Annotated in this window: 13 protein-coding genes; 6 read left to right on the top strand and 7 right to left on the bottom strand. The window is 66.7% G+C overall.

The window, feature by feature from the left end; all coding sequences use genetic code 11:
* Nucleotides 1-85: 85 nt before the first annotated feature.
* Nucleotides 86-586 carry a hypothetical protein gene (locus H537_RS54755; RefSeq protein WP_029001717.1) on the top strand — a complete coding sequence of 167 codons (501 nt, stop codon included), beginning with the start codon at nucleotides 86-88 and terminating at the stop codon, nucleotides 584-586.
* 185 nt (nucleotides 587-771) lie between these two features.
* Nucleotides 772-4,095, top strand: coding sequence for a patatin-like phospholipase family protein (locus H537_RS54750; protein ID WP_029001716.1), 3,324 nt, complete (start codon nucleotides 772-774; stop codon nucleotides 4,093-4,095).
* 532 nt (nucleotides 4,096-4,627) lie between these two features.
* Here H537_RS54750 and H537_RS53915 read toward each other — a convergent pair.
* From H537_RS53915 to modB, 4 genes are read right to left on the bottom strand one after another with little or no spacing between them, the layout of a single operon-like run.
* Nucleotides 4,628-5,227 (bottom strand): molybdopterin-dependent oxidoreductase, encoded by a 600-nt coding sequence (locus H537_RS53915; protein ID WP_169517161.1) that lies wholly within the window; start codon nucleotides 5,225-5,227, stop codon nucleotides 4,628-4,630.
* Nucleotides 5,228-5,237: 10 nt separating this feature from the next.
* Nucleotides 5,238-6,023, bottom strand: coding sequence for an ABC transporter ATP-binding protein (locus H537_RS0135825; protein WP_029001715.1), 786 nt, complete (start codon nucleotides 6,021-6,023; stop codon nucleotides 5,238-5,240).
* The gene (modA, locus tag H537_RS0135820; RefSeq protein ID WP_029001714.1) at nucleotides 6,020-6,772 is read right to left on the bottom strand and encodes a molybdate ABC transporter substrate-binding protein; all 753 of its coding nucleotides are present in this window, start codon (nucleotides 6,770-6,772) and stop codon (nucleotides 6,020-6,022) included. The genes H537_RS0135825 and modA overlap by 4 nt, the downstream gene beginning before the upstream one ends.
* Before the next feature lie 49 nt (nucleotides 6,773-6,821).
* On the bottom strand, nucleotides 6,822-7,496 hold the full coding sequence (gene modB / locus H537_RS0135815) for a molybdate ABC transporter permease subunit (RefSeq protein WP_029001713.1): 675 nt from the start codon (nucleotides 7,494-7,496) through the stop codon (nucleotides 6,822-6,824).
* Between the two features lie 236 nt (nucleotides 7,497-7,732).
* Between modB and H537_RS47555 the strand changes: the two genes are divergently transcribed.
* Both H537_RS47555 and H537_RS0135805 read left to right on the top strand, forming a co-directional pair.
* Nucleotides 7,733-8,359 carry a nitrogen fixation protein NifQ gene (locus tag H537_RS47555; protein WP_051244385.1) on the top strand — a complete coding sequence of 209 codons (627 nt, stop codon included), beginning with the start codon at nucleotides 7,733-7,735 and terminating at the stop codon, nucleotides 8,357-8,359.
* A 290-nt stretch (nucleotides 8,360-8,649) separates the two neighbouring features.
* Nucleotides 8,650-9,051 (top strand): nitrogen fixation protein NifQ, encoded by a 402-nt coding sequence (locus tag H537_RS0135805; RefSeq protein ID WP_029001712.1) that lies wholly within the window; start codon nucleotides 8,650-8,652, stop codon nucleotides 9,049-9,051.
* Nucleotides 9,052-9,104: 53 nt separating this feature from the next.
* On the opposite strand, the gene H537_RS0135800 is transcribed toward H537_RS0135805, so the two are convergent.
* Together H537_RS0135800 and H537_RS56950 are read right to left on the bottom strand one after the other, a co-directional pair.
* The gene (locus H537_RS0135800; protein ID WP_029001711.1) at nucleotides 9,105-9,452 is read right to left on the bottom strand and encodes a winged helix-turn-helix domain-containing protein; all 348 of its coding nucleotides are present in this window, start codon (nucleotides 9,450-9,452) and stop codon (nucleotides 9,105-9,107) included.
* Between the two features lie 38 nt (nucleotides 9,453-9,490).
* Nucleotides 9,491-9,910 (bottom strand): type 1 glutamine amidotransferase family protein, encoded by a 420-nt coding sequence (locus tag H537_RS56950; protein ID WP_156902161.1) that lies wholly within the window; start codon nucleotides 9,908-9,910, stop codon nucleotides 9,491-9,493.
* A gap of 81 nt (nucleotides 9,911-9,991) precedes the next feature.
* Between H537_RS56950 and H537_RS0135785 the strand changes: the two genes are divergently transcribed.
* Together H537_RS0135785 and H537_RS50460 are read left to right on the top strand one after the other, a co-directional pair.
* Nucleotides 9,992-11,029 carry a hypothetical protein gene (locus tag H537_RS0135785; RefSeq protein WP_156902160.1) on the top strand — a complete coding sequence of 346 codons (1,038 nt, stop codon included), beginning with the start codon at nucleotides 9,992-9,994 and terminating at the stop codon, nucleotides 11,027-11,029.
* 8 nt (nucleotides 11,030-11,037) lie between these two features.
* A complete protein-coding gene (locus H537_RS50460; RefSeq protein ID WP_064736110.1) occupies nucleotides 11,038-11,697 on the top strand; it encodes a nitroreductase family protein in 660 nt (219 codons plus the stop codon).
* A 115-nt stretch (nucleotides 11,698-11,812) separates the two neighbouring features.
* Here H537_RS50460 and H537_RS50045 read toward each other — a convergent pair whose 3' ends face one another.
* Complete coding sequence (locus H537_RS50045; RefSeq protein WP_051244382.1) at nucleotides 11,813-12,322, bottom strand: hypothetical protein; 510 nt, start codon at nucleotides 12,320-12,322, stop codon at nucleotides 11,813-11,815.
* Nucleotides 12,323-12,467: the final 145 nt, after the last annotated feature.

The raw sequence follows: 12,467 nt of genomic DNA, 5'->3' as shown, positions 1-12,467 counted from the left end.
GCGACGTGCTCGCGCGCATCTACTCCCACCCGAGCCACCGGCTCGATGAACTGCTGCCGCACCGTTGGCGCTCGGGCTGAGAACGATGGGCGTGATCACGCAGTCGGTGATGGTCCAGGCCGACATCGACGTCAGGCGCATGGGCCAGGCACAGAAGGTCAGCCTGGCCGACGAGATCTTCGCCAAGCAGCCCAACATGCTCGCCTCGATCCTGGTGCTGCCTCGCATGGGGGTCGGCATGGTGCAGCTGGAGGTGCCGCTGCACATCCTGCTGGTCACGTTCCAGGCAATGAAGCTCAGCGGCCACCAGTGGCCGGTGGTCACCGAGGCCGTGCAGGAGACGTGCATGCAGCGCCTGACGGCGCGCGCACGCTTCAACGAGGGCTTGCCGGGCGAGCTGGCGACCAAGGTCGTCCAGCAGTTCTGCGACGAGCATCCCGAGCGCTACCTGCTCGCCTTCGTCTACGGCTACCTCGGCGACCACGATCTGCTGGCCGTGCGCACCGACGCAGAGAAATTCCTGCTGCTGGCCGCCCTCAACCTCGTGGAGTGCGTCGCCTTCGTCGGAAACGCCACCGCATCTTGATGATCACGGGCGCAAGCCCTGTTCAAGATGGAACGGCTGGACGCTCACGAAATAGTCGCCGGTGTGCAGAACGGCAGCGTTTTTTCCTCTTACGAGTCGTCTTTGACAGATCAGTGATATTGGGGATGCCGTGCCGACACGGGCTATCTAGAGTATGCCGTCAGGTTGTGCCTGGAGGACTTGGCATGAACTTGTTGGAAACGTTGCTTGGCAAAGCTCCAACGAAGACTCGTTCGACCGAGGTGCTGAGTTGGTTGATGGGCGGCACCACGCTGGTTGGATTAATTCTGTTCGCGCTTGGGCAGTCATTGCGTCTTCCGGCCCACTTCGGTGTGGAGGACTGGCTAAGTTGGGAGGATCCCGCCACGTTACAGGCAACGCTGGATGCCTGGGGCCGGTGTCAAGTCATGTCTCGCGTTCCCGCGGCGACTGCCTATCTACTCATCGACACGGCCCTTTTCATGCCGCTTTATGGGCTGACCCTGCTCTGGGCCACACGCCAGGTGAAGGGCACGTTGATGAACGGCGGACTGATGGCGTGGCCCATCCGGGTGCTGTACTGGCTGGCGGCGCTACTTTTGGTGGCGATGTGGTGCACGGACGCAGTCGAGAATTTTGGGGGACTGGTCCGATTGGGTATCAGTTGGGGATGGGGGGTCGGTGCTTTGGCACTTGCGATACCAACCTTCTGGCTGCTGCGACGATGGGCCACGACGGCCGAGACCCGCGACGGCGTACTGGCCATCGTCTGGCTGGCCCTGTCGCTGCTGATCGTCTCCGTTGCGAGCTACACGATTGAATCGCACACGCCGCTCGCGCCGGCTTGGCCTTTTCGCGGCTGGGCTCACGATCAAAAAAAGTGGTTTGTACTCGCTGCCCTTCTCCCTCTGGCCGTCCTGTGGCTGTGCTGGTGGTTCGGCTTGGACTTGGATTCGAAACTCCACAATAGCGCGAACAAGGCGGCCGAGATCCGATCCGCTTGCCGTCAGGTTGCCTTGGGCGTCATCGGCCGCAGCCGCTATGTGCTGGCCATGCTGATGCTGTTCGCTGCCTTCACGTTGATGCTGGACCAATGTCGCGACGTGCTATTGGCCTTGGCTGTCCCGAAGCTTCAGGCTTGGCGGTTCATCATCATGGGGATCGGCGCGATTGGTCTGGGCATGCTTTGTCATGCCTGCTGGCTCTGGGCGCGCTTGGTTGGCAGGGTGAAGCGCAGTGGCTACGATGTATCCAACCTTGACGGCGTGGCCGACTGGGCTGGCGAATGGGCACGCTCGTGGGCACGGCTGTTGATGCTGGCGCCGCTGCTGATAACGGTAGTGCTGATTGCCAATGTGGCTGGAGATGCAGTTATCGCGGCCAAGGATAGCCAGGAGCCCGGTGTCCTGCTTGAGACGATGCTGATCCTGGCTGGGTTCGCAGTTGCCATCATCGGATTGGCACTTTGGCTGATCCACCAGCGGCGTCAAGGCGCCTTGTTGCAGCCGGCCGACTATTACAACTGCGTGCCCGCGGTACGACTGCTACTGCTTGATCCCTATTACCTTGCGGCACCCAATACTTCTGTACAAAACCAACTTGCACAGAGCCGCCTCGGCCACCTTGTCAGCGTGTTGGCGCAACCGATATGGCAGCCGCTCACCGCGCTGGCCTTTTTGCTGGTCGTGCGCGCCGTCATGCTGCTGGCGCCGGATGCCAGCAGCACCGCGCCGCCAACGCTCGCCGTGCTGGCGCTATCGATAGTATGGTGGTTGGGGCCGCTCGGGCTTATCGCGATGGCCGAGCAACGCGCCGTCTTTCCTTGGGCGCTGCTGCTGCTGATCGTCGCCGGCATCGTGGGCCTGGTTTCGGATAACCATACCCTCCCAACGCTGGTTATCCACGAGTTGGACTCGGTGCCCGGCACGTTGGCTGAACTAGGCCGTGTCGCTCTGAGCGCGCTTTCGCTGCTCGCTGTGATCAGCGCGCTGGTCTGGCTGATTTTGGTTCTGCCCGCAAGTCAGTTCCTTGGCATCTTCGCCAGCCGACGTGACAAAGGCCATGAGAGCAGACGTCATGTGTTCGATGACGTTATGCGCTTTGTGCTGTCAACGGTTTGCGTGGTGATTCTTTGTTTTGGCTTGGCGGGAATAGATCACTGGGCTGCGAGCGTCATGCCACCCAGTGACCCCGAAAAGGCGGCGAAGAACGGGACAGCGCGGGCACAGGATCGGTCAGTATTCTCTGAAAGGGATAAGGACTCGCAATCAGGAAATCCTCCACTGCTGCTGGTAGCCAGCGAAGGAGGTGGAGCGCGTGCGGCGTACTGGACTGCGCGCGTGCTGGCCGCCATGGAGAAGGAACACCCGGGTTGGGATTCACGCATCGTCGCAATGAGTGGCGTCTCCGGCGGCTCAATGGGTATCGCCGCCTGGCGAGCCTGCGCACGCGACTCGAAAGGGCAACGTAGCGCCAGCGGCGAACCCGTTGTCATAGAAACGTGTGTGAGGGAACGGTTTTCCCACCTTGACGCGCTCTCACCTCTCGTAGCTGGCCTGCTGTTCGACGATGTCTGGATGCGTCTGCTGCCTACCGATTGGCTGTGCGACGCCAGCAGCGGCTGCGGTATTCGAAGTCGTGCCATGGCGTTTGAGCGTGAGTGGATGCGTGCGTTCCCGCGTCTGGCCCAGCCACTGGGGGCGCCCCTCGAGGGTGAACCAGAACTGCTGCTGAATAGCACGGTGGTCGAGACGGGCAACCGCGGTGTGCTCAGTACGCAGCGCTTCGCTCCTGGCGAACTGCCGGGCGCCGAGGATTTGATCGTTTCGGGCCGCGTGCCGTCGTCACCAGCCCTGGTCACCGCCGCCCACACCTCAGCCCGCTTTCCGTTCACCAATCCGCTGGCTTCTCTGCCGCATCAAGCATCTGGGCCTGCCGCTGCGCACCTTGTTGACGGCGGCTATCACGACAATAGCGGCACAGCCAGCCTCTCTGACGTGCTGACGCGGTTGCGCACGAAGTACCCAGACCACCGTTTCCAGCTGGTGTTGATTCGCAACGGCCAAGTTCCGACGAATTGCCTGCCCCAAGCCGTGAAGGAGAATCAGGACGAGCCGCCAACAGAGTGCCTGAAGACAAGCTCCAGCGCCTACGACCTGCGGCTGCCGCGAGACGCCCAGCGCCTGGAGCTCTTTGCCGACCTGTTCGGGCCAGCAGTGACGGTGCTGAACAACCTAGGCACTGGCGCCCATGGTCGTGAGCCTGTGGCTGCCTTGACGGCGCGCTTGGCCGCAGGTGTGGAGTTACCAAAGGACAAGGGCTGCACCGATGATGCACCCGTCTGCCTGCTCGACCAGATGCAGGATGCGTCGCTGGTGCCATTGGGTTGGTCGCTCTCGCCTGCGGCTCGCACGGCAATGGACACCGCCGCAACGAACTTGGCAAGACATCCGGCACCTGTAGAGTTAACGCCCCCGCCCCATGCGTCGTCCTGCTCCAGCAACATTGCTCTGCAAGCGTCACCGAGATAGGGCGAGGGAATTCGGTCAGTGGCCAATGGCTACTTGGGGACAAGGCCATGGCCCATTCCATGTATGGTTTCGACGGCAAGAACCGTGAGCGCGTGCTCGGTCGCAGAAGCTGAGCGAACTTTTAGGCGTACCGGTCGTAGCAGTCCTCTGGCATTCTGCATGCCCTCTGCGCAGCTGCTGCCAAGCCCACAAGCGGCCATGCACCGCGGGCACCAGGCGCGAGCCGCCGCGCACCTACGTGTGGCTGCCTCCGCACAGAGGCTGTGCGCCAAGCGGGACGCCGCCTCCAGCAGCTGCCAGACGATCCTGAAGCTCAGGCCTGCAGCGCGCGGCCTTGTTCAGCGAGCTGGTGCTCTCGGTCGGCCCGAGCCGTGAGAAAAACACGCGTCCAGCCATCCGCACAGCACGGCTCCGTGCCGCATAGCACTGGCCGTGTCAGCGCCCTGTACTGCGGTCGCCGTTGGAGCCGGCAGGCAGGGTCGACTTGCCATGCAGCGTTTGCGCCCGGGCGTGCAGGGATGCCCCAGGACTGTCAGGGCAGTGCGTGCAGGGCGAGCCGGTTGACCTGGCGCACCCAGCGCGTGGGCCGCGCCTCGCCCGGTACCACCAGGCGCCAGGGCCCGGCCTCGGCTGCCAACGGCACGCCGTTTTCTTCCAGGGCGAGGTACACCCGCTTGCCGCCCAGTGTCGGATCGAGCTCGGCCCAGGCGAAGGCGACCCTGTAGCCATCCGGCGCCGAGGCCACGAGCACACGCGCAAGCTCGGCGCCATGAAGCTGGTCGGGCGGTTCGACGCCCACGGCGCGCAGCACGTCGCGCAGATCCACCGCGCCGAAGTCGAGGTTGCGCCCGTGGGCCTGTGCGGCCACCCGGGTGCGCGGCAAGGCCCTGAGCGCCGCGGCATCGAGCGCGCGGCTGCTGCCGTCTACCGCGACGACGGTCAGCACGGGTGCGGCGGCCTGTGTCTGGGCCTGCGCGGGTGCTATCGCTAGGGATGACAGGAGCAGCGCTGCCGTGGCCGCCAGGACATGGCGGCGCAGCCGGGCGGCCGACAGGCGTGGCGCGCGGCGCTGGGTGTCGGACAGGACGGCGGAGGCCTGCTGCTGCAGGCGCAAGAATCGAAGGGCATGCATGTTCATGGATTCACGTCGGGTCGTGTGCCGCCAGCAGCGCGCGCAGCCGCGCCTCGTCGGCGCGCGCGGGACGCTCGGATTGCGGCTGCAGCACCGAGCGCGCGGTATCGCGGCTTTGCACGCGGTCCAGGTCCACCGCACGCACGGCCCGGCCGCCCTCGATGAGGAATGCGACGTTGGCCAGTGCCAGTACGTCCTCCACGTCGTGCGTGATCATCACCGCCGGGATGCCCCAGCGCGCGCGCACCGCCGAGAGCTCCTCGCGCAGCTGCTGGCGCAGCTGCGGATTGAGCGCGGCGAAGGGCTCGTCGAGCAGCAGCACCTGAGGGTTGCATGCCAGGGCTCGCGCCAGTGCCACGCGCTGCTGCTGGCCGCCCGAGAGCGTGCGGGGGCGGCTGTGCGCCAGCGCGGTGAGGCCAAAACCTTCGAGCAGCTCGTCCACGCGCTGGGCGTCGGCTCGCGACAGGGCCCGACACCAGGTGGTAAGGCCGAAGGCGACGTTGCGCCGCACGCTCAGGTGCGGAAAGAGCGCGTAGTGCTGGAACAGGTAGCCCGCGCCGCGGGTGTCGGCCGGCACGTCGATGCCCGCAGCCCCATCAAACCAGGTGCGCCCGCCCACGCGCACGTGTCCGGCGCGGGGCTTGAGCAGCCCGGCCATGGCCTGCAGCGTGAGCGACTTGCCCGCGCCCGAGGGGCCGTACAGCGCCACCACGGGCGCCTCGCTGGCAAAGGCCACGTCGAGGTCGAAGCGCCGGCGGCCGTCGCTCACCGAGAGCTGCAGCGCGACGTCGATCACGGCTTGCCGAACCCGTAGCGCGCCAGGATCCCCTGCGCCTCGCTGGAGGCCAGGAAGGCGACGAACTCGCGCGCCAGGGCGCCCTGCTGGCTCTGCGCCACCACCGCCACCGGGTACGTCACCGGCGCGTGGCCGCCGGCCGTCAGCGCGATGCGCACCTTGTCCTTTATCAACTCGGCATCGGTGCGGTAGACGAACCCGGCCTCGACTTCGCCGCGCGCCACGTAGTCCAGCACCTGGCGCACGTTGTCAGCCTCCACGAACTTCGGTGCCAGGGCTGTCCAGAGGCTGGCGCTGTCCAGGCTCTGCTTGGTGTAGCGCCCCACCGGCACGGTGGCGAGCTTGCCCACGGCGATGCGCTTGACTTCCGCCTTGGCCAGGTCTTCCACCTTCGAGAGCGCCGGGCCGCCCAGCGTGGGCGTGATGATCACCAGCGAGTTGGCGGCGAAGTCGCGCCGCGTGGACGCGTCAATGGCTTTGTCCTTCACGCCACGGTCCATGGTTTCCTGGTCGGCGCTGGCAAACACGTCCACCGGCGCGCCCTGCAGGATCTGCTGGATCAGCACGCCCGAGGCGGCGAAGTTGAAACGCACCGTGGTGCTGGGCTTCGTGGCCTCGAAGCGCGTGCCGATCTCCCGGAAGGCGTTGGTGAGGCTGGCGGCGGCGGACACTGTGACTTGCTGCGCGGCGGCCAGCAGCGGCGCAGCGGCGAGCAGAGCTACGACGACCAGGCGGCAGAACGGTTTCATGGGCGGAACTCCTCTTGCCCTTGCGGGATTGGTTGTGGCGTGAAAGCTTTCAGCGCGCAGCCAGGAAGCGGTTGGAGGCCACGAGGATGGCCACCGATACCGCGGAGATGGCACAAGCCAGCAGCAGCGCGGCCTGGTCCTGGCCGGCCTGCACGGCGTCGTAGATGGCCATGGAGGCGGTTTGCGTCTGGCCGCGAATCGACCCCGCCACCATCAGCGACGCTCCGAACTCGCCCATGGCGCGGGCGAAGGCCAGGAGCGTGCCGGCCAGGATGCCGGGCCAGGCCAGCGGCAGCGTCACGCGCACGAACACGCCCCAGTGCGACTGGCGCAGCGTGCGCGCGGCGGCCTCCAGGTTGCGGTCCACCTGCGAGAAGGCGGTGCTGGCCGCCTTGAGCACCAGCGGCAGCGCCACCAGGGCGGAAGCCAGCACCGCGCCATGCCAGTTGAAGATGACCGTGTAGTTGAAGTGCTCGCGCAGCCAGCCGCCCAGCGGCCCGTGGCGGCCCATGAGCAGCAGGATGCCGTAGCCCAGCACCGTCGGCGGCAGCACCAGCGGCAGCATGCACACCGCCTCCAGCACGCCGCGCCCGGGCAGCCGCGTGCGCGCGAACACCCAGCCCAGCGCCACGCCCACGATGAGCGCCGCCACCGTGGCCAGAAGCGCCACGCGCAAGGTCAACGCCAGCGGCGCTGCATCGAATTGTTGGAGGAGCTCGGACATTCGTGACAATCGTTATGTAATCTTATTTATCACGACAGTCTAAGCAGGTTCCACGCCGCCGTTTGCCGCGGTGTGGTCTTGGCCAGGCGCCAGCCGTCTTGGGCCTTCCCGTTCGCCCGGATTGACACGGATCAATCGGTGAATGGGGAGCGTTGTGCATGCTCATGTATAACGAACAAGCCTTTTCAGCCACGCTTGGCATACCCATGAACCCCTGCACGAAGACTTCGGCACCCATGTCCACGCCGCCTGCCTGCCTCGCCCACCCGCTGCTGGACCGTGCCATGGCTGGCGTCATGAAGGGTGCGCAGGACGGCGACTTGCCGCTGTGGGCGTGGACCCTGGGGCTGCCGCAGGCGGAGCTGGTGCTGCTGGTGCAGAGCTGGTTTCCGGAGCTTGGCGTGCTGGAGCGCATGCCCGAGGTGCAGTACGCCGCGCTGCAGCGATCTGTCCCCGAGGACTTCCATCCCCTGGCCAGCCTGCTTGCCGCCGCGTCCAGCGGCATCGCGCCCGAGCGACACACGCGAGGACTGGCGCATGCCGTGGCCGCGGCATGCTTCGGGGAGCGCCATCTCTGGCAGGACCTGGACTTGGCCGACCGCGAGTCGCTGAGTGGCCTGATGCACACCTACTTCGGCGCGCTGGCCTCGCGCAACACGCGGCGCCTGCGGTGGAAGTGGTTCCTGTTCGGCGAGCTCGATACCCGGCTTGGGCGCTCGCCCACGGTGCCCGCAGGGTGCCGCAAGTGCGAGGAGTTCGAGCGGTGCTCGGATGGAGCCGTCCACGAGCCGGGTTGCTCTCGCAACCCTTGTGAAGTCGTCATGGTCCGGCCCGGATACCTCAAAGGCCCAGACCACCATTGAACGGCACAGTGCGGCGCTCAAGCCGGTCACGACGGCGCTGGGGCCTGCCACATGCCCAGGTCCTCACGTAGTCGAGCCGCACGTGTGCGAAGCCGCGGAGCCACGGGCTGCTGCAGCAAGGGAACAAGACCCCGTGCGTTACCCACAAGCGGTGTTTCGTTATGCACAGTCATGTGTAACGTTGTGGATTCGATCTGCATTTCATGCCTGCTGCGCTGATGACTTCCTGCTTCAAACCTTTGCCGGACACACGGCCTTCATGCGCCCCCCAGCCGCTGCTGGATCACGCCATGGCCGGCGCGATGGATGCGGTACAAGGCAGTGATCTGCCGCCGTGGGCCTGGACGCTCGGGTTGTCGCAGCCTGAAGTGCTGTTGCTGGTGCAATCCGCGCTGCCGGCACTCAAGGAGATGGAATCCATGACCGAGGCCCAGTACGCCACGCTGCTCAAAGCGTTGCCCGAGGACTTCAAGGCGTTGGCGGGCTCGATCGCAGCCGAGGCCAGCACCCGCCTTCATGAACGGCACGCCCGGTGCCTGGCGCTGGCGCTGGGCCTGTCCATGGCTGCGGCGTGTTCCGAGGCGCACGCCCTGCGGCGGGAGCTGGACCTGCCGCACAGGCCAGCGCTGCGCCAGCTGCTGCAGCAGTATTTCGCCGGGCTGGCCGCTGCTTGCGCCACACGGGTGTCCTGACGCCTGAGCGTCCCGGTTCAGGCCGTTGCGCCATCCATGGCGCGCAAGGGCTGTCAAGGTGCGAGCATGCCCTTGAGCGCGGTGATGTCGTCCTTGGCCGCGGCCAGCAGCCGTTCCTCGATCCCCCGATAGTGGCGGATCAGCTTCTCGCCGGCCGGCGTGAGGACCGCGCCGCCGCCATGCGCGCCGCCGGTGGCGGTGTTCACCGGCGGGGTGCGCAACGAGCGGGTCATCTCGTCCACCAGCATCCAGGCGCGGCGGTAGGACATGCCCATCGAGCGCGCCGCTGCGGAGATCGAGCCGGTTTCGGCAATGGCCTCCAGCAGCGATACCTTGCCGGGGCCGATGGCGACGACGTCGCCACGGTAGATGCGCAGGCGCAATTGAACCTTGGCTTTCATGCTGGGGATTGTTGCAGCGGCGCCAGCACACCATCAGCTCAGGGCTCGTTCAGCGCCTGATCAAGCCAGCCGTGCCAGAGAGCGCGAGCAGCAACTTCCAGCGCCGGAGCCCAGCGCTGGCTAGCCTGGCGCAGCGCGGCCACACCGACGCCCGCGTGTGCGAGTTCGCAGCCAGGGCCGACATACCAGTGATCCGGGCCGGCCACCTCCACCTCTTCGGCAGGCAGCGCGCAGCCACGTACTTCTATTACCGCGACGAACTCGAAGCTTGACACTGCGGCGGCCACCTGCACCGGATCGACACCGCTTTCTCCCGCGACTAAGCCGAGAAGGTCTACGTGCAGCACCGCATGCGCGAGCACGGTGGCCTCGGCACCGAAACCGCGCGCGATCACGTCCAGCAGCTGGCGTGCGACAAGCGCTACCTGCGCGACGTGTACTGACACCGCCGCGTCCAAGGCACCGCTGCGTTGACAGCCTGGCTTCGCTATGTATAGCCGTATATTGCGCGTTTCTAAACTGCAATGGAGGCGAACGACATGGCCCTTACCCTGTCCAGGCTGGCAGCCCGCGCACGCGGGCTCGCTGCCGTGGTGTCCATTCCCTGGCTGCTGGCCGCCTGTGGCGGCAGCGATGACCCGGCCATTGATCGCGGTCCGACCGCGATCGCGCTGCCGGCCGACCCGAACGGGGCGTACTGGGATGCGGCAGAAGGCAAGCTTTACTTCACCGACGACAACACCAACTCGCTCATCACCTGGGATGGCGAGGGCCGCACCACCTTCACGACCTACGCGGCGCTGCCGGCGCTCGTGGCGCCCGCCACGCCGACCCAAGTTTCGCTGGGCCAGATTGCTCGGGCACCGGACAAGACCTTCCACGTCACGCGTTTCGGCTTCGGCAACGCCGGCACCGCGGTCGAGGTGAGCCCAGCCAAGGTAACGCGCAACCTCACTGGGCTCGACCCTGTGCGCCGGCGCATCGCCCTCACGCGCACCAGCGCCGGCGAGATCCTGGACAGCTGGTTCACCACGCCGCCGAGTCCCTGTCCGGCCACGACCAACGGCAGCGTCAGCCTCCTCACCGTGAACGCCGATGCCAGCGCCGCCGAGCAGGAGATCATCACCGGGCTGAGCAAGCCCGTGGGCGCGGCGACGGTGGGGCGGACCCTGTTCGTGAGCGACCAGGCCACCGGCAAGCTGCTGTCGTACTCGCTCGACGCCGTGCGCAGCGCCCCGGCCACCGCGGCCCAGGGCACGACGGTGGCGAGCTTCACGACCAACCTCGTCTCCAGCGACCCGGCCTCGCTCACCGCCGATAACATCGACCTGATGACGGCCGCTCCGGACGGCACGCTGTTCTTCGGCGGGCGCGGCAGCAAAGTGTTCCAGGTCAACAGCGCCACGGGGGCCGTGAAGACGATCGCCACGTTCAACACCAGCGCCGACCCGGGCCGCCTGCAGGTGCGCGGCGTGGCCTATGACACCGCCAACCAGCGCCTGTTCGTGACGGTGCACAGCACCGACATCACCAAGGCGGGTAACGCCCTGCATATCCTGCCCTTCACCCCCGGCTGACCATCCGCATGGACCGCGAGATCGATCACGCCGAAGCGCTGCTGGCGGGCCTGCTGGAGCGCCGTTCGGTATCACCCAAGCGCCTGTGCGCGCCCGGCCCGGGCCTGGATAAGCTCGATCTGATCCTGCAGGCGGCGCTGCGCGCACCCGACCACGGGGCGCTGCAGCCGTGGCGGGTCATCGAGTTCCGCGCTGACGAGCGCGATGCGCTGGCCAACTGCTTGGAGCAGGAGAAGCTGCGGCGCGACCCGCTGGCTTCGGACAAGGACCTGCAGCGCGCGCGTGAGCATGCGCTGCGTCCGCCGGTGCTGCTGGGCTTCGTCGTCATGCCGCGCGAGCGCTGCAAGGTACCGCTGCGCGAGCAGTGGCTCGCGGCCGGCGCGGCGCTGGGCAACTTGCTCAACGCGGCGCACCTGCTGGGCTTCGGGGCCATCATGCTCAGCGGCGAACGCTGCTTCGACACGGTGCTGCTACGCCAGCTCAGGGTGCAGCCGCATGAGTCCTTGGCCGGCTTCATCAGCATCGGCAGCATCGCGCAGGCGGCTCCGCCCGCTCGCCCGGTCTTGCCGGCCCAGGTCTGGTCGTGCTGGATTCCCGAGCTGCCGCCGTCGAGCGCTGCGCCGGCCCAGGAAAACCACGACGCAGATGGAGGGCACCCCGGCACCTGACGGCCGGGCATTGCAGACTGTGAAATGTCATGCAAGCCAGCCCGTATGGGCGGGCGAACCGGCTGCGATGCGGGTCCCGCTCAGGCGCAACACGACCCGCCCTCCCGGTCAAGCCTTACCAGACCTTCACCAGCTCGATACGGCGCAAGCCTTGGACGTAGCGCGGACCGGTGGCCACGTCGTGGCGCGAGAACAGCACGAAGGTGCCCTTGTCGTCGGGCAACGGCGTGCCGTCCTGGGCATAGGCGACCACGATGCCACGCCCCAAGGGTGAGTTGAAGATCTCGCCCCAGGAGTACAGCGCCCGGTAGGTGCCGCGGCCCTCGGCAACGATGGCGGTGCGCTTGTAGTCCACGCGCTGTTCGAAGGCCGGCTGCGCGCGGATGATGAGGTCGCCCAGGAACACCGCCCGCACCGGCGGTAGCACGCCGTGCGACCCGTCCCAGGTGCAGATCACGTCTAAGTCCCGCACCAAGCAACCCTCCATGGCATCGAGCTCGCCGGTGCTGATCTCCTGCGGCTTGCGCACCCATCCTTCGACCCGCAGTGCGGTCGCCAGTGGATCAGGCTTGACCCACGGGGCCACGGTGTCCTTGGCGCAGGAATCGGCGGTCGTAACAGGCATGACGCTCTCCTGAAGCAGGCCACGGCAGGCTTGTATCGTCCTGCCGATTGTCCGGGGCATGCATTCATTCGGCCAGATCATCGTCCATGCAACCGGGCTCTGTGTGGTGCTCTTGGCGCCGACGGGACGCAGGCCTCGCACGGCC

It is taken from the genome of Azohydromonas australica DSM 1124 (assembly GCF_000430725.1).
Lineage (GTDB): Bacteria > Pseudomonadota > Gammaproteobacteria > Burkholderiales > Burkholderiaceae_C > Azohydromonas > Azohydromonas australica.
The sequence above is the reverse complement of the archived record's forward strand: the minus strand, read 5'-3'. Positions and strand labels throughout refer to the sequence as shown.

What these genes read in the sequence shown, in the direction of transcription:
- H537_RS50460 (WP_064736110.1), top strand. Translation starts at nt 11,038, where the DNA reads ATGGACCGCGAGATCGATCACGCCGAAGCGCTGCTGGCGGGCCTGCTG.
- H537_RS53915 (WP_169517161.1), bottom strand. Translation starts at nt 5,227, where the DNA reads ATGCATGCCCTTCGATTCTTGCGCCTGCAGCAGCAGGCCTCCGCCGTC.
- H537_RS54755 (WP_029001717.1), top strand. Translation starts at nt 86, where the DNA reads ATGGGCGTGATCACGCAGTCGGTGATGGTCCAGGCCGACATCGACGTC.
- H537_RS54750 (WP_029001716.1), top strand. Translation starts at nt 772, where the DNA reads ATGAACTTGTTGGAAACGTTGCTTGGCAAAGCTCCAACGAAGACTCGT.
- H537_RS50045 (WP_051244382.1), bottom strand. Translation starts at nt 12,322, where the DNA reads ATGCCTGTTACGACCGCCGATTCCTGCGCCAAGGACACCGTGGCCCCG.
- H537_RS47555 (WP_051244385.1), top strand. Translation starts at nt 7,733, where the DNA reads ATGTCCACGCCGCCTGCCTGCCTCGCCCACCCGCTGCTGGACCGTGCC.
- modA (WP_029001714.1), bottom strand. Translation starts at nt 6,772, where the DNA reads ATGAAACCGTTCTGCCGCCTGGTCGTCGTAGCTCTGCTCGCCGCTGCG.
- H537_RS0135800 (WP_029001711.1), bottom strand. Translation starts at nt 9,452, where the DNA reads ATGAAAGCCAAGGTTCAATTGCGCCTGCGCATCTACCGTGGCGACGTC.
- H537_RS0135805 (WP_029001712.1), top strand. Translation starts at nt 8,650, where the DNA reads ATGGCCGGCGCGATGGATGCGGTACAAGGCAGTGATCTGCCGCCGTGG.
- H537_RS0135785 (WP_156902160.1), top strand. Translation starts at nt 9,992, where the DNA reads ATGGCCCTTACCCTGTCCAGGCTGGCAGCCCGCGCACGCGGGCTCGCT.
- modB (WP_029001713.1), bottom strand. Translation starts at nt 7,496, where the DNA reads ATGTCCGAGCTCCTCCAACAATTCGATGCAGCGCCGCTGGCGTTGACC.